Here is a 17,427-nt window from a genome sequence, read left to right on the forward strand (position 1 = left end):
TCAACCGGGGGCGCAGCCGCGTTCACTCAGCCCGTTCACTCAGCCCTTGGCGTTGAGCGGGCAGGTGCTGGACGGCTTGGGGAAGACATCCTCGCCCTTCAGCACCGCCTTGACCTTGTAGTAGTCCCAGTCGCCCTTGGACTCGGCCGGCTTCTTGACCTGCAGCAGCAGCAGATCGTGGACCAGGGCGCCGTCGGCGCGCAGGTGTCCGTTACGGATTACCGCGTCGTCGATGGTCATGCTGCGCAGCTTCTCCATCACCGCGTTGGCCTCGTCGGTGCCGGCGGCCTCGATCGCCTTGAGGTAGCTCAGCGTCGCCGAATAGATCGCCGCCTGCGACGCGCTCGGCATCCGCTTCATGCGCTCGTAATAGCGCTGGGCGAAGGCGCGCGACCGGTCGTCGAAATCCCAGTAGAAGGCTTCCGTCAGATACATGTCCTGCGCCTTCTGCAGGCCAAGGCTCTTGACGTCGGTGATGTAGGCAAGCAGCGGCGCGATGATCTGCTTGTCGCTGCGGCCGATGCCGAACTCGGCGGCCTGCTTGACCGCGTTGACGGTGTCGCTGCCGGCATTCGCCAGCGCGATCACCTCGGCGCCGGAGCCCTGCGCCTTCAGCATGAAGGACGAGAAGTCGCCGCCGGGGAATGGATGGCGCGACGACCCCAGCACCTTGCCGCCCTCGGCGGTCACCATGGCGGCGGCGTCGCTCTCCAGCGAATGGCCGAAGGTATAGTCCGCGGTGACGAAGTACCAGCTCTTGCGGCCCTCTTTCAGCAGCGCCTTGGCGGTGCCGGCGGCGAGCGCATAGGTGTTCACCATCCACTGCGCGCTGAGCGGCGAACATTTTTCGTTGATCGCGGCCATGGCGACACCCGCCGACAGGATGGTGACGCGCTGCTTCTGCTTGGCGATCTCCATCACCGCGAGCGCGGTCGATGAGGTCGGGAAGTCGGCGATCATGTCGACCTTGCCCTGGTCGAACCACTCGCGCGCGAGGTTGGCGGCGATGTCCGGCTTGTTCTGATGGTCAGCGGCGACCAGTTCGACCGGGGCGCCGAGCACCTTGCCACCGACCTCGTCGATGGCGATCTGGGCCGCAACCGCCGAGCCGCGGCCGGTGAAATCCGAATAGATGCCGGAAAGATCATTGAGGATGCCGATCTTGACCACGCCGTCGCTGATCTTGTCGGCCGCCTGCGCCGCCGGCCCCGCGAGCAGCGCGACGGACAGGCTGAGGGCAACGCACTTCAAACGCTTTTTCATCGCTCGACTCCTGTAATGGGTGGTGGGGCCTAGACGCCCAGGAACTTGCTGACCTTGTCTTCTTGCGCCGCCACGTCGCGGGCCGCGATCTCCGCCACCACCCGGCCGTGCTCGACGACATAGTGGCGATCGGCGAGATCGCGCGCGAAATGGAAGTTCTGCTCGACCAGCACGATGGTGAAACCGCGCCGCTTCAACGACGTCACCGCGTCGCGCAGCGCCTCGACGATGACCGGGGCAAGCCCCTCGGTGATCTCGTCGAGCAGCAGAATGCGCGCGCCGGTGGTGAGGATGCGGCCGATCGCCAGCATCTGCTGCTCACCGCCGGAGAGCTGGCCGCCATAGCTCTGCGCGCGCTCGCGCAGGTTAGGGAACATCTGCAACACCTCTTCGCTCGGCAGCCCCTCCACGCCAAGCTTGGGCAGCAGCGTGAGGTTTTCCGCCGTGGTCAGGGTGCGGTAGATGCCGCGTTCCTCCGGGCAGTAGCCGAGGCCGAGCCGTGCGACCCGGTGCGGCGGCAGATTGATCACTTCGCGGCCATTGACCCGCACCGAGCCGCTGCGCCGGTCGGTGAGGCCGAGAATGGCCTTCAGCGTGGTGGTGCGCCCGGCGCCGTTGCGGCCGATCAGGGTGACGCATTCGCCCTGCCGCACCTGCAGGTCGACGCCATGCAGCACATGGGATTCGCCATACCAGGCCTGCAGGCCGCGGGTCTCGAGAACGATCGGCGCCTCAGGCATGGCCACCTCCGAGATAGGCGGCACGGACCGCCGCGTCCGCGGACACGTCCGCATAACACCCCTCGGCGAGGATCTCTCCCCGCTGCAGCACGGTGATGGTGTCGCAGATGTCGGCGACGACCGACATGTTGTGCTCGACCATCAGGATGGTGCGGCCGGCGGCGATGCGCTTGATCAGGCGCTTGATGCGATCGACGTCGTCGATCGCCATGCCCTGCGTCGGCTCGTCGAGCAGCAGGAACGGCGGATCGAGCGCCAGCGTGGTGGCGATCTCCAGCGTGCGCTTGCGGCCATAGGACAGGTCACGGGCATAGCTGTGGGCGGCATCCGCGAGCCCGACCTCGTCGAGCAGCTGCAGCGCTTCGTGGTCGAGCGCCGCGAGCGTCCGTGCCGAGGTCCAGAACTGAAAATAGGTGCCGAGCCGGCGCTGCAGGCCGATCCGCACATTCTCCAGCGCGGTGAAATGCGGAAACGTCGCCGAGATCTGGAACGAGCGCACGAGCCCGCGCCGCGCGGTCGCGGCCGCCGCCTCGCGCGTGATGTCCTCGCCCTCATAGACGATGCGACCGCCCGTCGGCAGGTGAAACTTGGTGAGCAGGTTGAAGCATGTGGTCTTGCCGGCGCCGTTCGGGCCGATCAACGCATGAATGGTGTGGCGGCGGACCCTGAGATCCACATTGTTGACCGCGATGAAGCCGCCGAACGACTTGGTCAGGCCAGATGTTTCCAACGCGTAGTCGGACACAGCATATTTCCCCCGTTTCATGTAGATTGTATAAAATATCCAAACTTGTCAAACAAGGTCGCAGGCCTAACTGAGCACCCTGGAAAATCGGATCATCTCTTTTAAAAATAAGGGAATTTTTCAAATCGGGGTGAGGCCACGACTTGGCACTCGCCTCATTTTTGTATAAAATATCCACACTGTGCAGAAGAGGAAGCTCAAATTTTGACCGACGACACGACGTCGCAGCCCCGACGGGCGATCTCGCACAAGACGGTGGCCGGAGCGGTAACCGACGCCCTGCGGGAGCGGATTTTGAGCGGCGCGCTGCTGCCGGGCGCGCAGCTGCGCCAGGACGCGCTCGCCGAGGAGTTCGCCGTCAGCCGCATCCCGGTGCGGGAGGCGCTGCTGCAGCTCGAAGCCAGCGGCCTCGTGAAGATCATGCCGCATCGCGGCGCCATCGTCTCCAGCCTGTCGGTCGACGAGATCGCGGATGTCTTCCAGTTGCGGGCGTCGCTGGAGCCGCAACTGCTGCTGCTGTCGGCGCGCAAGTTCAGCGCTCAGGATTATCAGGAGCTGCGCAGCCTCAAGGACGAGTACAGCGTGGCGCTGGACCATGGCCGCGTCACCGAATGGGGCGAGCTCAACCGCCGCTTTCATCTCGCGCTGCTGAAGCATTCGGGACGGCCGCGGACCTACGCCATCGTATCCTCCCTGCTGCAGGACTGCGATCGCCCGACCCGCCTGCAGCTCTCCGTCAGCGGCGACGTGGCGCGGGCGGACATGGAGCACAGTGAGATTCTCGAGCTGTGCGCCGCGCGTGACTTCGACAAGGCCGCCGACCTGCTGCGCCGTCACATCGAGAACGCCGCCCAGTCGCTGATCGAGATTTACCGCCGCTCAGCGGCAGGGGGGTGAGGCGGCCCCCTCCCTGTATCCTTCGGCACGCGTCGCCGCACCGGAGATGCTAAGCTCAACGTGGACGATTCACGCCGTCAGCGGGGAGCAGAGAGTGATGACGGCCGGCGAGCTCCATCTGCGCGCCCTCTACCAACGGCTCAAGCAGATCTGGAGCGGCGAGACCGGCCGCCACTGGCGGCCGGATCGCCCGGCCGATGGCCAGTGCTCGGTGACCGCGCTCGTGGCGCACGACCTGCTCGGCGGCGAGATTCTCAAAACCGACGTGAACGGCGCCTGGCACTTCTACAACCACATCGCCGGCCGGCGGATCGACTTCACCGCCGAGCAGTTCGAGAGCCCGATCGGCTATGACGACCTGCCGAGCAGCCGGAAAGAAGCGCTGGAAGATTGCACAGCGGAGCAATACCGGCAGCTGCGCGCTCGGGTCGTGGCAGGCACCTGACGCCTTGCGCCCGCAAGACCATTCCTCCGCCGACATGGCCGGAGTTATCCCGGCCGTTGGATGACGCTCCCGGCGGTTTGACCTACACTCGCGCGACACGCCGACCGCTCCAGCGATTCCCTCTGCCATCCGAGCCCGACCGACGCGCACCCGATGTCCGACAAGCTGCTCAGGCCCATCGAAATCGGTCTCACCGCCGCGATCGTGGCGATCGAGGCCAACGAGCCGCTGGTGCTGACCGCGCCGGGCGGCGACGGCGACAGGTTGCGCGGTCTGCCGTTCGGCCCGTTCGACGCGGTCGCGCACCGCACCTTCGAAATGGGGCTGCGCGCCTGGGTGGAGGAGCAGTCCGGCCTGCATCTTGGCTATGTCGAGCAGCTCTACACTTTCGGCGACCAGGGCCGCCATGCGCGCCCCGGCGACACCGACGCTCACATCGTCTCGGTCGGCTATCTCGCCCTGACGCGGCTCACCGACGCCGCCTCCCAGCCGCATGTCGCCGGGGCGACCTTCGAGCCGTGGTACCGCTACTTCCCCTGGGAGGACTGGCGCACCGCACGTCCCGAGCTGATCGAGAAGCAGATCCTGCCGGCGCTGACCGCGTGGGCGGCCGAACCCGAAGCGCCGAACGCCAGCCGTGCGCTGCCGCGCGCCGATCGCGTGCGGCTGTATTTTGGCGCCGACGGCGCCCAGTGGGACGAAGAGCGCGTGCTCGACCGTTACGAGCTGCTGTACGAAGCCGGCCTCGTGGAGGAGGCGCGCCGCGACGGCCGGCCTGCGGCGCTGGCACGCGCCGCGCTGCCGCCGCTCGGCGCGGCGATGCGTTTCGACCACCGCCGCATCCTTGCCACCGCGATCGCGCGGCTGCGCGCCAAACTGAAATATCGTCCCGTGGTGTTTGAACTGTTGTCGCCCGAATTCACACTCACGGAATTGCAGCATACCGTGGAAGCGATCTCGGGACGGCATCTGCACAAGCAGAACTTTCGCCGCCTGGTCGAAGCCGGCGCCCTTGTCGAGCCCACCGGCGAGATGTCGCTGCGCACCGGCGGCCGCCCCGCCGCGCTGTTTCGCTTTCGTCGCGAGGTGCTGCAGGAACGGCCGGCGCCGGGCCTGCGCGTGCGCGGCCGGCGCTGAACTTTGTCGCTGCCGGCGCCCACCCATGGTGGCGGCGGGCCGGCTGGTCTGGAGGTCCGATGGAATTTCTTGCCCTGATCATCGCCATCGTGGCCGTGATCTTCGCACGCAAGGCATTGAGCCGCAGCGACGCGCTGGCGGCCCGTATCGTGGCGCTCGAAGCCACGCTCAAGGCCGTACTGGCCACACCCGCGTCAAGCGCGGCTGTGCCGGAGGCGACGCCCGCGCACGAACCGCAGGTGACGGTCGCGCCGACGCTTCCCGTTCTCGACATCCCGCGGGCGACACCGAGCCCGTCCCCACCGCCACCGCCAGTGGAGGACATGGCCGCGCCGCCTGCGATCGACACGCCGCCAACCGTGCCATCGGCACGGCCCGGCCTCGAGGAGCGGCTGGGCACGCGCTGGACGGTCTGGCTCGGCGGCCTGACACTCGCGCTCGGCGGCATTTTCCTGGTGCGCTACTCCATCGAGCAGGGCCTGATCGGCCCGGCGGTGCGGGTGCTGCTCGGCGGCCTGTTCGCCGTAGCGCTGCTCCTCACCGGTGAGTTCGCCCGGCGCAAGGACAGCGTCGCGCAACTGCCGGTGCTGCCGATCGCCAACATCCCGGCGATCCTCACCGCCGCCGGCACCGTGGTGGCCTTCGCCACCGTCTATGTTGCCTACGCGCTCTACGACTTCCTCGCGCCCGCCGCCGCCTTCCTGCTGCTCGGCGCCGTTGCTCTCGGCACGCTCGCCGCCGCGCTGCTGCACGGACCTGCGCTCGGCGGCCTCGGCCTCGCCGCCGCCTTCGTCACCCCGGTCCTGGTGTCGTCGGGAACGCCAGACTACTGGGCGCTCTATATCTATCTTGCGGTGGTGACAGCAGCGGCCTTCGCGCTGGCACGGCTGCGGCTGTGGCGCTGGCTTGCGGTCACCACCATCGTGTTCGCGCTGCTCTGGCTTGCGCCCTGCCTGCAATGCGGCCCGGCGATGATCGGGCCTCACGCATTCCATGTCATTGCCGGCTTCATCCTCGCCGCCGTCCTCGTGGTCTGCGGCTTCCTGTTCGGCCCGGCCATGGACGAAGGCAGCATCGAGCCGGTATCGTCCGGCGCGCTCGCCGCCTACCTGCTCGGCGCCACCTTGATCGTGCTCGCCGCCGGCCATGCACCCGCCACCCTGATCGTGTTCACCGCGCTGGTCGCCGCCACCCTCGCGGTGGCCTGGCGCGCGGAGGCTGCGGTCGCCGCGGTCGGCGCCGCCGCCGTGCTTACCGCCATCGTGTTCCTGGCGTGGACGGTCCGCATCGATATCGGCGAGCTGACGCTGCCCGGCGGCGCCATGCCGGGCGTGGCGCCGCGACCGTATGACGCCTCCATCACGACCCATCTCACCGCCGCCGCGGTGATCGCGGCCGGCTTCGGCCTGACCGGCTTCGCCGCGCAGGGCCGCTCGGTCAGCGCGATCGTCCCGGTGATCTGGGCGGCCGCGGCGACGTTCACACCGCTGGCGCTTCTGATCACGCTGTACGCCCGGATCGCCGTCTTCGACCGCTCGATCCCGTTCGCAATTGGCGCGGTGGTCCTCGCCGCGGCATTCGCGGCGGCGACCGAGCTGTTGAGCAAGCGCGAGCACCGCCCGGGCCTTGCGATCGCCATCGCATTGTTCGCCGCCGCGACACTGGGTGCGCTCGCGCTGGCGCTCACCTTCGCGCTGGAGAAGGGGTGGCTGACCATCGCGCTGGCGCTGATGTGCGCCGGCACCGCCTGGATCTCGCTGCAACGGCCGATCCCGTTCCTGCGCTGGCTGGCGGCCATTCTCGCCGCCGTCGTCACATTGCGCATCGGCTACGAGCCGCGGATCGCCGGCGATGCGGTCGGCGCGACGCCGATCTTCAACTGGCTGCTGTGGGGCTATGGCGTGCCGGCACTGTCGTTCTGGACCGCCGCCTATGTGCTGCGCCGGCGCGGTGACGATATCCCGCTGCGGATGGTGGAGACCGCCGCGATCCTGTTCACGGTTCTGCTCGCCTTCATGGAGATCCGCCATGCGGTCAACCAGGGCGATGTCTATGCGGCGAGCGCCGATCTGACCGAGGTGGCGCTGCAGGTCTGCGTCGCTCTCGCCATGGCGATCGGCCTCGAGCGGCTGCGGCTACACAGCGGCAGCATCGTGCATAATGCCGGCGCGATCGTGCTGACCGCCATCGCCGGCGGCGGCGTCGCCTTCGGCCTGCTGACCTCGGAGTGGCCGCCCCTCACCGGCGCCGAAGTCGGTGGTGCGGTCATCGGCCTGCTCACGCTCGGTTACGCGCTGCCGGCCGTGCTGGCGCTGGCCCTCTCCCGCACCGTCATGCCGCCACGACGGCCCGCGGCCTACGCCCACACCATCGCCGCCGCCGCGCTGGTGCTGGCGCTCGCGTTCGTCAGCCTCGAGGTCCGGCGCTTCTACCACGGCCCGGTGCTGACCGGGACGACCACGGATTCGGAGCAATATGCCTATTCGGTGGTGTGGCTGCTGTTCGGCGTGGCGCTGCTCGCCGCCGGCTTCCTGCTCACCTCACAGCGAGCCCGCCTCGCCTCCGCCGTCATCATCGGCCTGACCGTGCTGAAGGTGTTCGTCATCGACATGTCGGTGCTGACCGGCGTCTACCGCGCCCTGTCCTTCATCGGCCTTGGCCTCGTGCTGGTGGCGATCGGCTGGCTCTATCAGCGGATCCTGCTGCGCCAGCGTGCCCCCAGCGAGCCGGCTTGAGCTGCCTGCGCCATCCGTCGCCGCTCTGATGAGCGGCGGCGACATCAGAGGACGCACAAGACGGGTCAGCGCGCGAGGTCGCTCAGGCGCAGCGTGGCCGGCTCGAACCGGTCACAGCGAATGCCGAAGCGGTCACCCCGCCGCAGCGTCTTGTGCCAGGGCAGTGTTTCGAACAGCGTGGTCTGGTAGGGCACACCGCTCTGCGGCGTGATCTCCAGCGTCGCCTTCACAAGCCACGATCCGTAGAGCGCGAACGGAAGCTCGTCGGCATGCAGCACGGACACGACGCAAACCGGCGCCGGCGCCGCTCCGGCCCGCGTGGTCGCGAGCGGCCCGAGCAGCACTGTCAGAACAAGGATCGCCGCGTATTTCAAAGGTCGGTCTCCAGAGCGCGAAAGGAGCAGGACGGGTGAGCGGAACAGTGGCGGGACAGGCACGCGAAACCTACCCGGCGCGCCTGACATGAACCTGACAATAGTAACCTTTGTTGCTCCAGCCATGGATGCATGATCGCGCCCGCGACGTCGACTGTCATTGCTGCGCCCCCGCGATGTCATTTATCACAGTTGGCGCCGGAGGTGATTCCGCCGGTAATCGCGAGCGACATGCGAGTCCCCCCACAGCCGCAGATCATGCCATCGACCAAGCAGACATCGCAACGGCCGACATCCCTCAAGGGCTGCGAGGACCCGCTGCCGGCTGCGCAGCAGCCCGCTCGCGCCGGCAGGACCGACAGAGCCGCGACGCGCGGCAAGACCCAGGGCGACCGGCAGGCTTTCATGCGCTTCGTCAAGGCCGCACGCAAGGTCGGCCTGCTGGTCAGCCGCGAAACCTACGACCGCTACTACAAGGACACCCCGCCCGCCGCGGAGGCGGGTGGCAAGGCCAGCGGCAATCAGGCCTGATCCGTCTGCACCGCGACCAGTTTCGGCGGCGCGGCATTCGCACTCCGCCCGGTGCCCGACACCGGAAGGCGGACCGTGAAGCAGGATCCCTGCCCTTCGGTGCTGTCGACCGTGACGCGTCCGCCATGCAGATCGGCCACGATCTTGACGAGGTACAACCCGACGCCGGTGCCGACAATCCCCGACACGTTGCTGCCGCGGTTATAGCGCCCAAAGATCTCAGCCAGATCCTTGTGCGGAATTCCCATGCCCTGGTCGCGGACGGCGACCGCGACCTGGCCGCGTTCGACCGAAGCGATGACGGTGATCGGACTGCCGTCGGGTGAATATTTCAGCGCATTGGAAATCAGGTTTCCGAACAGCTGGGACAGCAGCTTGGCATCGCCGAACACCGGCAGCGGCACCGTTGCCAGCTGTTGCGAGATCTTCGCCTGCGGCGCGATCTCCCGGTGCAGCTGGCACACCTCGGCCAGCACCGTGCGCAGATCGATCTCGGCCGGATGGAAATAGAGCTGGGCGCCGCTGTCGATCAGGCGCGCGCTGTTCAGCAGCTTGTCGATCACGGTGGTGATCTGGAGCACGGCGGTGCGGATCTTGCGGGCGCGCGTCACGGTGTCGTCGACCTCGCCGCGATCGCCGAGCTTGATCAGGCGCTGTGCTTGCCCGTCGATGACAGTGAGCGGCGTGCGAAACTCGTGCGAAGCCATCGACAGGAAATCCTGCTGCAGCTGGGTCAGCAGCTGCTCCTGCGCCAGCTTTTCCTCCAGCATCGAGGCCTGCTGCGACAGCGAGCGCTGGCTCAGCATCAGCTCGATGGCGTTGGTGCGGAAGATGCCGAGAGCACGCGCCATTTCGCCGATCTCGTCGATGCGCTCGGTGCCGCGGATCTCGATGTCGGTGTCGTTGCCGGCGAGCCTGCGCATGCCGGCGGCCAGCTGCTGCAACGGGCGCGAAATGAAGCGCTTGACGTAGACCAGAGCCGCCATGCCCAGCAGCGCCGCCATCACCATCGCCGCACTGATCCAGCCACGCGCACTGCGATAGGCGGCATCGGCCTCGTCGCTCGCCGCGTTGGCGCTGGTCACGTTGAGGCGGGTCACCGTGTCCAGGGCGTCGTTGACCACGTCATAGCTCGCCTGCGAGGCCGTGCGGTACAGGTTGACCGCCTCGGCCGTCTGCCCGGCCTCGTGCAGTTGCAGCACCCGGTCGACCATGCGGCGGTACGCAATCCAACCGTCCTTGAAGCGGGCGTAGAGGCCCGAGGCCGCCGGCGAACGGCGCAGGCGCTCATAGGCCGCCTGCGCCTGTTCCACCGAATGGCTGAGGCTTTCAAGTTCGCGCTTGCTGGCAGCCGACTCGGAAGCCGACGACAGCAGGTAGCGCCCCTCCGCCGCCCGGAAATCCGAGGTGAAATTGTTGAGATCGCCGATGACGCGGGTGGCCGGCAGCCAGACGTCGCGGACATCCGCCGACGAGCGGTTGAACTCGCTCAGGCGCTCGATGCTGAACGATCCGAGCACCGCCACCAGCAGGAAAAAGAACACAAATACCAGGGACAGGGAGAAGTTCAGCGAGCGCGGATACATGGTCGTCACCTGAGGCTACGCCCCGAACCGGGCGCTCGAACCGGCGGCGCCATGCAAGGGGCCCGGTTCTGCCGTTCATCATGACGCTTTGCCGGCCCCGGCTACTGTGATTTATCACATTTGCCCGATCGCGGAAGACCTCGGTATTTTGCCGGGCCAATCGGCTAAGCTGCCCGTCCGGCCTGATCGCCGGAACGGGCGGCGATATGTTTATGCTATTGTCTTGAGAAGCCGTGTCTTGCCGATGACCCAGACCAAGAAGAAGATCCTGTGTATCGAGGACGATCGGGAAACCGCGGCGCTGATCGCCGAGGAACTGACCGAACGGGGCTTCGAGGTCGCCCTCGCCTATGACGGCGGCGAAGGCTTTGCCGCGATTTTCAAGACCATGCCGGACCTCGTCCTGTGCGACATCAACATGCGGGTGATGTCGGGGTTCGAGGTGCTGGAGCATCTGACCCGGATCGGACCGCGCTTCAACAACATGCCGTTCGTCTTTCTCACCGCCCTGACCGACCGCAAAAGCGAGCTCAAGGGACGGCAGCTCGGCGCCGACGACTATGTTACCAAGCCGATCGATTTCGATGTGCTGGCCGCGATCGTCACCGCCCGGCTTGCCCACATCGCCCGCACCGATGTGTGGGCCCGCGACGTGCAGCTCAACGATCGCGAGGTGGAGACGCTGACCTGGGTCGCCCGCGGCAAGACGTCGGCGGAGATCGCCCAGATTCTCGGGCTGACCAAGCGCACCGTCGACTTTCATGTCGACAATGCCCGCATCAAGCTCGGCGTTGCGACCCGCACCCAGGCCGCCATCAAGGCCGTGACCGGGCGGCTGATCGAACCCTAGGACTGTCCGCTGCCTGCGGGGCCGGGTCCGGCGCGGCCTTTGCCCCCGCCTGCGCGCTCGCCCGTGACACCAGCCCGGCGACATAATCGGCGGCGTTGTCGGGAAACCAGCCGACGCCGACCCGCCGCAGCTCATGCGAGGTTCTCTCCGCGCGCCCGAGATCGTCGAGCAGGCGGGCATAGGCGTGCAGGGCCGCCATATCGACATCGCGTGTGGTGTCCGCAAGCTCCTTGAGCCGGGTCGCCGCAGCGAGGCTCCCCCGCTTCAGCGCGCACTCCGCCGCGATTTCGAGCTCGAGGCGAAGAATGTCGCGGATCTGCTCGCTCAGGCCGCGATCGGGGCACGACCGCTCCACGGTGGACGATGTGGCCTGCACTGCCGCGGCCGCCGGCTCCGTTCCGATCAGGAAGTCGAACCATCTGCTCATGGGCACTTCGCTCGCTCGTCACATCCCCACCCCCGGTGCGGCCGGATCGCTCAGGGCCGCCGGATCGACACGCTGTTGCCGCTCAGGATTCCAGTCGGCGCCGACGAGGAGCCGCCGACGGTCGCGGTCGTCGCGGCCGGCTTGGTCATCGTCGTCCCGTTGACGACCGGCGCGTTGGTGGCGGGGGACACCGCCTTCGCCGCCTTCGGCGTTGCCGGCTTGACGACCGGCGCAGGCGGGGGCGGCGGGGCGGGCGGAGGTGGCGGTGCAGCCACGACCGGCGCGGGCGCCGGAGGCGGCGGCGGAACGGCAGGCCCCGTGGAGCCACGAAACTTGATCGTCTTGCGATCCGCGGTGCCGGCCGCCGCGATCGTCATCGTCCCGGTCACCGCGACCATCACCGCGATCGCCACACACCAACCCGACTTCATGGCTCTCTCCTGCCGATTGCCGTCAAACATCCGACACGCCTCACTCCGCCGGCGCCAGATGGCCCGAGCCGCCCGCGCCCTCGGCCTCGTCCTCGCCGCGCAGGAACATCATGCGCAGCGCCGGCACCACCACCAGCAGCATCACCGGCCCGATCAGCATGCCGCCGACGACCACGGTGGCGAGCGGCCGCTGCACCTGGCTGCCGATGCCGGTCGAGATCGCCGCCGGAAACAGACCGATGCAGGCGGACATCGCGGTCATCAGCATCGGCCGCATGCGCTGGGTCGCGGCATGGAACATGGCTTCCGTCGTCGGCATGCCTTCGGCCCTGACCTGGTTGTAGTAGGTGATCATCAGGATGCCATCCATCACCGACACGCCGAACAGGGAGACGAAGCCGATGGCCGCCGAGATACTGAAGTCGAGGCCCGACACGTACAGTGCGACGATGCCGCCGGCGATCGCGAACGGAATGCCCGCCAGCGCCAGCAGGCTGTCGCGCAGCGAATTGAACAGGCCATAGAGCAGCACCAGGATCAGCAGCAGGCTGATCGGCACCACCACCTCGAGCCGCTTCTTGGCGAGCTCGAGATCCTCGAATTCGCCGGACCAGACGATGCGGTAGCCGCTCGGCAGCTTGACGTTCTTCGCGATCCGCTCCTGCGCGTCCTCGACGGTGCCGCCGAGATCGCGGCCGCGGACGCTGAACTTGATCGGAATGTAGCGCGTGCTGGTCTCGTGGTAGATGTAGGATGCACCGGTATCCAGCGTAATGGTGGCGAGCTCACGCAACGGAATATACGCGGTGCCGCCGCTGGCGTTGGCATAGCCCACCTTGATGTCACCGACCTGGTCGAGATTGTCGCGGTAGGCCCTGTCGAGCCTGACCACGACACTGAACTGGCGGTCGCCTTCGAGCAGATTGGTGGCCGAGGTGCCGCCGAGCGCGGCCTGGATCACAGTGTTGACGTCGCCGGTGTTCAGCCCGTAGCGGGCGGTCTTCTCGCGATCCACCTTGATGTTGAGGTTCGGCTGGCCGAGCACATGGAACACGCCGAGATCGGCAACACCGCGCACCTTTTCCATTTCGGCCTGGACCTTGGTCGCGAGTTCCTCGAGCACCTTCATGTTCGGCCCGAGGATCTTGACCGAGTTGGCGCCCTTGACCCCCGAGATGGCTTCCTCGACGTTGTCCTGGATGTACTGCGAGAAATTGAAGGTCGCTCCCGGCACCGCGTCGGTGAACTCCTTGTTCAACTCCTCCGTCAGCTTCTCCTTGGTGTAGCCCGTCGGCCACTCATCGTACGGCTTCAGCGGCGCGAAAATCTCGATGTTGGAGAAGGGCGACGCATCGCTGCCATTGTCCGGCCGGCCGTGCTGGGTCACCGCCGTAATGACTTCCGGATGGCGCAGCAGAATCTCGCGCAGCTTCCCCGTCGCCGGTGTGCCCGCGTCCAGCCCGAGGGACGGCGGCAAGGCGACGCGGATCCAGAGATTGCCCTCCTCCAGATGCGGCAGGAATTCGCTGCCAAGCCGCGTACCCAGCAGACTGATCAGCCCGAGAAAGCCGAGCCCGACCGCCACCATCGTCTTGCGGTGGGCGAGCGACCAGCGCAGCACCGGCGCATAGATCGCGCGCAGCGCACGGACCACGACGGTCTCGGTCTCATGCACACGGTCGGGCAGCAGGTACGACGCCAGCACCGGCGTGATCGTGAAGGTTGCGATCAGCGCGCCGGCCAGCGCATAGGCATAGGTCCGCGCCATCGGGCTGAAGATCTGGCCCTCGACGCCCTGCATGGTGAACAGCGGAACGAACGCCGCCACCGTGATCGCCGCGGAGAACAGGATCGCGGTGTCGACCTGCAGCCCGCTGACCAGGATCAGGCGAAGTCGATCGGTCCAGCTGTTACGCGCGCCAGGCCGCTCCCGGGTCGGATCGTCGCCCCAGGCGCCATCGCTCAGATGGCCCAGCGCCTTCTGCCGTTCGTCGAGCCGCGACTGGAAGTTGCGGAAGACGTTCTCGACCAGGATCACCGCGGAATCGACGATGATGCCGAAATCGACCGCGCCGACCGACAGCAGGTTGGCATCCTCCTTCATCAACACCAGGATGATCACGCTGAAGAACAGCGCAAAGGGAATGTTGACGCCAACGATGATCGCGCTGCGCAGATCGCCGAGGAAAATCCACTGGATCAGGAACACCAGCACGCAGCCGAAGATCAGGTTGTGCAGCACGGTGTGGGTGGTCACCGACACCAGCGACCCCCGATCGTAATAGGGCACGAGCTTGACGCCCGGTGGCAAAGTGCCATCGCTGTTCATCTTCTCGACTTCGGCCTTCACCTTCGGCAGCACATCATTGGTGTGCAGCGTGCGGTTCATCACCACGATCGACAGCGCGACATCGTCTTCGCGGTCACGCCCGGCGATGCCGAGGCGGGGAACAAAACCGACATTGACCTTGGCGAGGTCCTTGATCGTGATCGGCACGCCGTTCGACTGGCTGAGGACGATGTTCTCGACATCCTCTGTGCGATAGCCCTTGGTGAGATCGTCGGTGCCGCCGCTGTCGATCAGGCCGACGCCACGGATGTTGATCGACTGCTGGCCGACCGTAATCTCGCGGCCGCCGACATTGATATTGGCGTTGCCGAGCGCGGTAATGATCTGCGGAACCGTGACGCCATAGGCCTCCAGACGATGCAGATCGACATCGACATTGTATTGCTTTGTGGTGCCGCCCCACGAATTGACCTGCGCCACGCCCGGCACCGAGAACAGCCGCCGCAGCACCACCCAGTCCTGCACCGTGCGCAGGTTGGTCAACCCGAAATGCGGCGGACCGACGAGCTGGTAGCGGAAGATCTCGCCGGTGAGGCTCGACTGCTGGATCTGCGGAATCTGGTTCTGCGGCAGCGTCACGTTCTGCTGCAGGCTGAGCGCCGCCTGGGTATAGGCGGCATAATAATCGACGCCATACTTGAAGGTCACACGCACGAAGGTCAGGCCGTAGAACGACGTCGAGCGGATATTGTCCACGCCGGGCGTCGGATAGAGGCCGATCTCCATCGGAACGGTGTAGTAGCGCTCCATTTCCTCGGCCGACAGCCCCGGCGCCTGCGCCGTGATCTCCAGGATCACCGGTGCCGGATTGGGATAGGCCTCGATGTTCAGCCTGGTGAACGCCAGGATGCCGGCACCGATGAACACCAGCAGACCCAACATGACGATCGGGCGCCGGGTCAAGCCAAACGCAAGAATTCCCTTCAGCACAGCCTGCCTCTTTCGTGATTGGTTTGCCGCGGCGATATCGCAGCCGTTCAGCCGCCGGCCTGTCCGATCGCCAGCATGTTGCTCAGGAACACCGCGCCGTCAGTCGCCACCAGCTCACCGGGCTTCACCCCGCCGAGGATCTGCCGCATGCCATCCTTCTGCGTGCCGACGGTGACGGTGCGCTGACTGAAGCGGCGCCGATCGGTCGTGACCCACACCGTCATTGTGCCATCGCCTTCACGGACCACGCCGCCCAGCGGCACCGCAGGCGAGCGGATCGGATCTCCGGTCCGGATCACGAAACGCGCGAACATGCCCGAGCGCAGCTCATGTTCGGGATCGTCGATTTCCGAACGGATCAGCATGCGCCGGGTGCTGGCATCCACGGTGGAGTTGATTGTGGAAATGCGCCCCTCGAACACCTTGTTCGGGTAGGCCGCCACCGAAACCTTGACCTCCTGGCCGAGGCGCACCGCCGGAACATCGCTCTCGGCAACATTCGCCAGCATCCACATCGTCGCCGTGTCGGCCACCGAAAACGGCGCCGGCGCATTCCCGGGCTGAACAAACAGACCGGGCGCAGCGGCGCGGGCGGTCACGCGGCCGCTGATCGGACTTTTCACCACAAGGCGCGAATCCGCCTTGCGCTCCCTGATGATCGCATCGACCTCGCTTTCGGTTTTGCCGAAGATGCGCACCGCGTCGCGCGCCGCCTTCAGCGCGCCTTCGGCGGTCTGCTGGTCCGACACCGCCTGCTCGAGGTCCTTCTGGGCGATAGCCCGCGACTCGTACAGCATCTTCAGGCGCGTGAGTGCCCGCGTCGTCAGTTCGTGCACACCGGCCGACGAAATCAGGGTCGAGCCCGCCGTCAGCAGGTCGGGGCTATCGATCGTGAACAGCACCTGTCCCTTGGTGACGTCGTCACCGACCTTTGCGAACAGCTCCAGGATCCGCCCCTGATAAGGCGAGAACACCTGCAGGGTCATGTCCTCGTTGAAATCGATACTGCCGACCGCTGACCTCTCGACCGGAAACTCGCTTTCGCCGACCACCTCGACCTTCACGGTCGACAGTTGCTTGTCGTTGAGCTGGACGCTCGGAACTCCACCGACCGAGCCGGTCTTGACATCCGCCGTATCGGCCTTGGCGTTGGCGTCGGAGCTGACGGCCTTTGCGCCCGTTCCCAGCCATGCCGACAGGTGGTTGACCGAATATGCGCCTGCGGCGAAGCACAGCACGGCGCCCGCCGCCAGCATCGCCTTCGATTTTGGGTTAGCCATCACTGCACCTGCTTGCTCGGCCCGCACCCCCGCGAGCACCTGGGCAAATCGCGCCTCTTATGCTCCCAAACCGCCGGCCGGTTCACTGTGACAAACCACGGCTGCGAACTGGACAAATCGCAGTTCCCGCCCCCGCGAACAGTTTCTAGGGTGCGGCCCGCTTACCTTCCTCTGCCGACGGCGCCGCGATCCCTGGTGCCTTGCTATTTTCGGGAAACGCGATGTCCATGCTGAAGTGTCGTCCGGCTGTGCTGGCCTCCTTCACGGCCGTTCTGCTGTCGAGCTGCGCGGTCGGGCCCAACTTCTCCTCGCCGCCGACGCCCGACGTCGCCGGCTACACCCCGGAGCCGCTGGCCTCGCCGCGCGCCGCTCCCGGCGCGCCGCGCATTGCCGGCCAGCGCTTCACGAGCGGTGCCGACATCCCGACCCGCTGGTGGGCAGCGTTCCGCTCAAAACCGCTCAACGACCTGATCCGCTTGTCGATCGCACACAATCCGTCGCTGCAGGCGTCGGAAGCCGCGATCCGCGTCGCCCAGTTCAATGCGCTGGCGCAGCGCGGCCTGTTCTTCCCGCAGATCGGCGCCAACTACACCCCGTCCGACCTGCAGCAGTCCGCCAACGGCACGGTCGACCCGGAAGTGACGCCGCAGACCCGCTACACGCTGCACACCGCGCAGCTCAACGTCAGCTTCACGCCGGACATCTG

General features: G+C 66.7%; 16 protein-coding genes. 7 read left to right on the top strand and 9 right to left on the bottom strand.

Features of this window, described 5'->3' with window-relative positions; all coding sequences use genetic code 11:
* Window positions 1–39: 39 nt before the first annotated feature.
* The 3 genes from AB4Z37_RS27000 to AB4Z37_RS27010 are packed head-to-tail and all read right to left on the bottom strand — an operon-like array spanning window position 40 to window position 2,769.
* Window positions 40–1,263: an ABC transporter substrate-binding protein gene (locus AB4Z37_RS27000; RefSeq protein ID WP_441519793.1), complete on the bottom strand. Its 1,224-nt coding sequence runs from the start codon at window positions 1,261–1,263 to the stop codon at window positions 40–42.
* Between the two features lie 29 nt (window positions 1,264–1,292).
* Window positions 1,293–2,003, bottom strand: a complete 711-nt coding sequence (locus AB4Z37_RS27005) for an ABC transporter ATP-binding protein (RefSeq protein WP_441519794.1) — start codon at window positions 2,001–2,003, stop codon at window positions 1,293–1,295.
* Window positions 1,996–2,769, bottom strand: a complete 774-nt coding sequence (locus tag AB4Z37_RS27010) for an ABC transporter ATP-binding protein (RefSeq protein ID WP_441519795.1) — start codon at window positions 2,767–2,769, stop codon at window positions 1,996–1,998. Before AB4Z37_RS27010 ends, AB4Z37_RS27005 begins: the two co-directional genes overlap by 8 nt.
* Window positions 2,770–2,952: 183 nt before the next feature.
* Between AB4Z37_RS27010 and AB4Z37_RS27015 the strand changes: the two genes are divergently transcribed.
* The 4 genes from AB4Z37_RS27015 to AB4Z37_RS27030 all read left to right on the top strand — a co-directional run bounded on the left by AB4Z37_RS27015 (window position 2,953) and on the right by AB4Z37_RS27030 (window position 7,962).
* Window positions 2,953–3,645: a GntR family transcriptional regulator gene (locus AB4Z37_RS27015; protein WP_441519796.1), complete on the top strand. Its 693-nt coding sequence runs from the start codon at window positions 2,953–2,955 to the stop codon at window positions 3,643–3,645.
* Window positions 3,646–3,742: 97 nt separating this feature from the next.
* Complete coding sequence (locus tag AB4Z37_RS27020) at window positions 3,743–4,090, top strand: YunG family protein (RefSeq protein ID WP_441519797.1); 348 nt, start codon at window positions 3,743–3,745, stop codon at window positions 4,088–4,090.
* A gap of 153 nt (window positions 4,091–4,243) precedes the next feature.
* Window positions 4,244–5,227: an NUDIX hydrolase gene (locus AB4Z37_RS27025; protein WP_441519798.1), complete on the top strand. Its 984-nt coding sequence runs from the start codon at window positions 4,244–4,246 to the stop codon at window positions 5,225–5,227.
* Window positions 5,228–5,286: 59 nt separating this feature from the next.
* Window positions 5,287–7,962: a DUF2339 domain-containing protein gene (locus AB4Z37_RS27030; RefSeq protein WP_441519799.1), complete on the top strand. Its 2,676-nt coding sequence runs from the start codon at window positions 5,287–5,289 to the stop codon at window positions 7,960–7,962.
* Window positions 7,963–8,027: 65 nt separating this feature from the next.
* Here the strand turns inward: AB4Z37_RS27030 and AB4Z37_RS27035 are convergent, their stop codons facing one another.
* Window positions 8,028–8,336: a hypothetical protein gene (locus AB4Z37_RS27035; RefSeq protein ID WP_441519800.1), complete on the bottom strand. Its 309-nt coding sequence runs from the start codon at window positions 8,334–8,336 to the stop codon at window positions 8,028–8,030.
* A 231-nt stretch (window positions 8,337–8,567) separates the two neighbouring features.
* Between AB4Z37_RS27035 and AB4Z37_RS27040 the strand changes: the two genes are divergently transcribed.
* A complete protein-coding gene (locus AB4Z37_RS27040; RefSeq protein ID WP_441519801.1) occupies window positions 8,568–8,867 on the top strand; it encodes a hypothetical protein in 300 nt (99 codons plus the stop codon).
* Here AB4Z37_RS27040 and AB4Z37_RS27045 read toward each other — a convergent pair.
* Window positions 8,858–10,453: an ATP-binding protein gene (locus AB4Z37_RS27045; RefSeq protein ID WP_441519802.1), complete on the bottom strand. Its 1,596-nt coding sequence runs from the start codon at window positions 10,451–10,453 to the stop codon at window positions 8,858–8,860. The two genes, AB4Z37_RS27040 and AB4Z37_RS27045, sit on opposite strands and share 10 nt — an antisense overlap.
* Before the next feature lie 244 nt (window positions 10,454–10,697).
* Between AB4Z37_RS27045 and AB4Z37_RS27050 the strand changes: the two genes are divergently transcribed.
* Window positions 10,698–11,303 (top strand): response regulator transcription factor, encoded by a 606-nt coding sequence (locus tag AB4Z37_RS27050; RefSeq protein ID WP_441519803.1) that lies wholly within the window; start codon window positions 10,698–10,700, stop codon window positions 11,301–11,303.
* Here the strand turns inward: AB4Z37_RS27050 and AB4Z37_RS27055 are convergent.
* Genes AB4Z37_RS27055 through AB4Z37_RS27070 form a run of 4 tightly spaced genes read right to left on the bottom strand, consistent with a single transcriptional unit; the run spans window position 11,269 to window position 16,721 of the window.
* Complete coding sequence (locus tag AB4Z37_RS27055) at window positions 11,269–11,730, bottom strand: hypothetical protein (protein ID WP_441519804.1); 462 nt, start codon at window positions 11,728–11,730, stop codon at window positions 11,269–11,271. The genes AB4Z37_RS27050 and AB4Z37_RS27055 overlap by 35 nt on opposite strands.
* A 50-nt stretch (window positions 11,731–11,780) precedes the next feature.
* On the bottom strand, window positions 11,781–12,161 hold the full coding sequence (locus tag AB4Z37_RS27060; protein ID WP_441519805.1) for a hypothetical protein: 381 nt from the start codon (window positions 12,159–12,161) through the stop codon (window positions 11,781–11,783).
* Window positions 12,162–12,201: 40 nt separating this feature from the next.
* A complete protein-coding gene (locus AB4Z37_RS27065; RefSeq protein WP_441519806.1) occupies window positions 12,202–15,441 on the bottom strand; it encodes an efflux RND transporter permease subunit in 3,240 nt (1,079 codons plus the stop codon).
* A 47-nt stretch (window positions 15,442–15,488) separates the two neighbouring features.
* Entirely contained in the window at window positions 15,489–16,721 is a 1,233-nt protein-coding gene (locus AB4Z37_RS27070; RefSeq protein ID WP_211965871.1) for an efflux RND transporter periplasmic adaptor subunit, read from the bottom strand.
* 221 nt (window positions 16,722–16,942) lie between these two features.
* On the opposite strand from AB4Z37_RS27070, the gene AB4Z37_RS27075 reads away from it, so the two are divergent.
* A partial coding sequence (locus tag AB4Z37_RS27075) for a TolC family protein (RefSeq protein WP_441519807.1) occupies window positions 16,943–17,427 on the top strand: 485 nt, incomplete at its 3' end.

The organism is Bradyrhizobium sp. 2TAF24 (assembly GCF_052115025.1).
Classification (GTDB): Bacteria; Pseudomonadota; Alphaproteobacteria; order Rhizobiales; family Xanthobacteraceae; genus Bradyrhizobium_A.

Excerpts from the sequence above, each read along its gene's own strand:
- AB4Z37_RS27040 (WP_441519801.1), top strand. The coding sequence starts at position 8,568 with ATGCGAGTCCCCCCACAGCCGCAGATCATGCCATCGACCAAGCAGACA.
- AB4Z37_RS27000 (WP_441519793.1), bottom strand. The coding sequence starts at position 1,263 with ATGAAAAAGCGTTTGAAGTGCGTTGCCCTCAGCCTGTCCGTCGCGCTG.
- AB4Z37_RS27045 (WP_441519802.1), bottom strand. The coding sequence starts at position 10,453 with ATGTATCCGCGCTCGCTGAACTTCTCCCTGTCCCTGGTATTTGTGTTC.
- AB4Z37_RS27010 (WP_441519795.1), bottom strand. The coding sequence starts at position 2,769 with ATGAAACGGGGGAAATATGCTGTGTCCGACTACGCGTTGGAAACATCT.
- AB4Z37_RS27060 (WP_441519805.1), bottom strand. The coding sequence starts at position 12,161 with ATGAAGTCGGGTTGGTGTGTGGCGATCGCGGTGATGGTCGCGGTGACC.
- AB4Z37_RS27050 (WP_441519803.1), top strand. The coding sequence starts at position 10,698 with ATGACCCAGACCAAGAAGAAGATCCTGTGTATCGAGGACGATCGGGAA.
- AB4Z37_RS27025 (WP_441519798.1), top strand. The coding sequence starts at position 4,244 with ATGTCCGACAAGCTGCTCAGGCCCATCGAAATCGGTCTCACCGCCGCG.
- AB4Z37_RS27020 (WP_441519797.1), top strand. The coding sequence starts at position 3,743 with ATGACGGCCGGCGAGCTCCATCTGCGCGCCCTCTACCAACGGCTCAAG.
- AB4Z37_RS27055 (WP_441519804.1), bottom strand. The coding sequence starts at position 11,730 with ATGAGCAGATGGTTCGACTTCCTGATCGGAACGGAGCCGGCGGCCGCG.
- AB4Z37_RS27005 (WP_441519794.1), bottom strand. The coding sequence starts at position 2,003 with ATGCCTGAGGCGCCGATCGTTCTCGAGACCCGCGGCCTGCAGGCCTGG.
- AB4Z37_RS27070 (WP_211965871.1), bottom strand. The coding sequence starts at position 16,721 with ATGGCTAACCCAAAATCGAAGGCGATGCTGGCGGCGGGCGCCGTGCTG.
- AB4Z37_RS27030 (WP_441519799.1), top strand. The coding sequence starts at position 5,287 with ATGGAATTTCTTGCCCTGATCATCGCCATCGTGGCCGTGATCTTCGCA.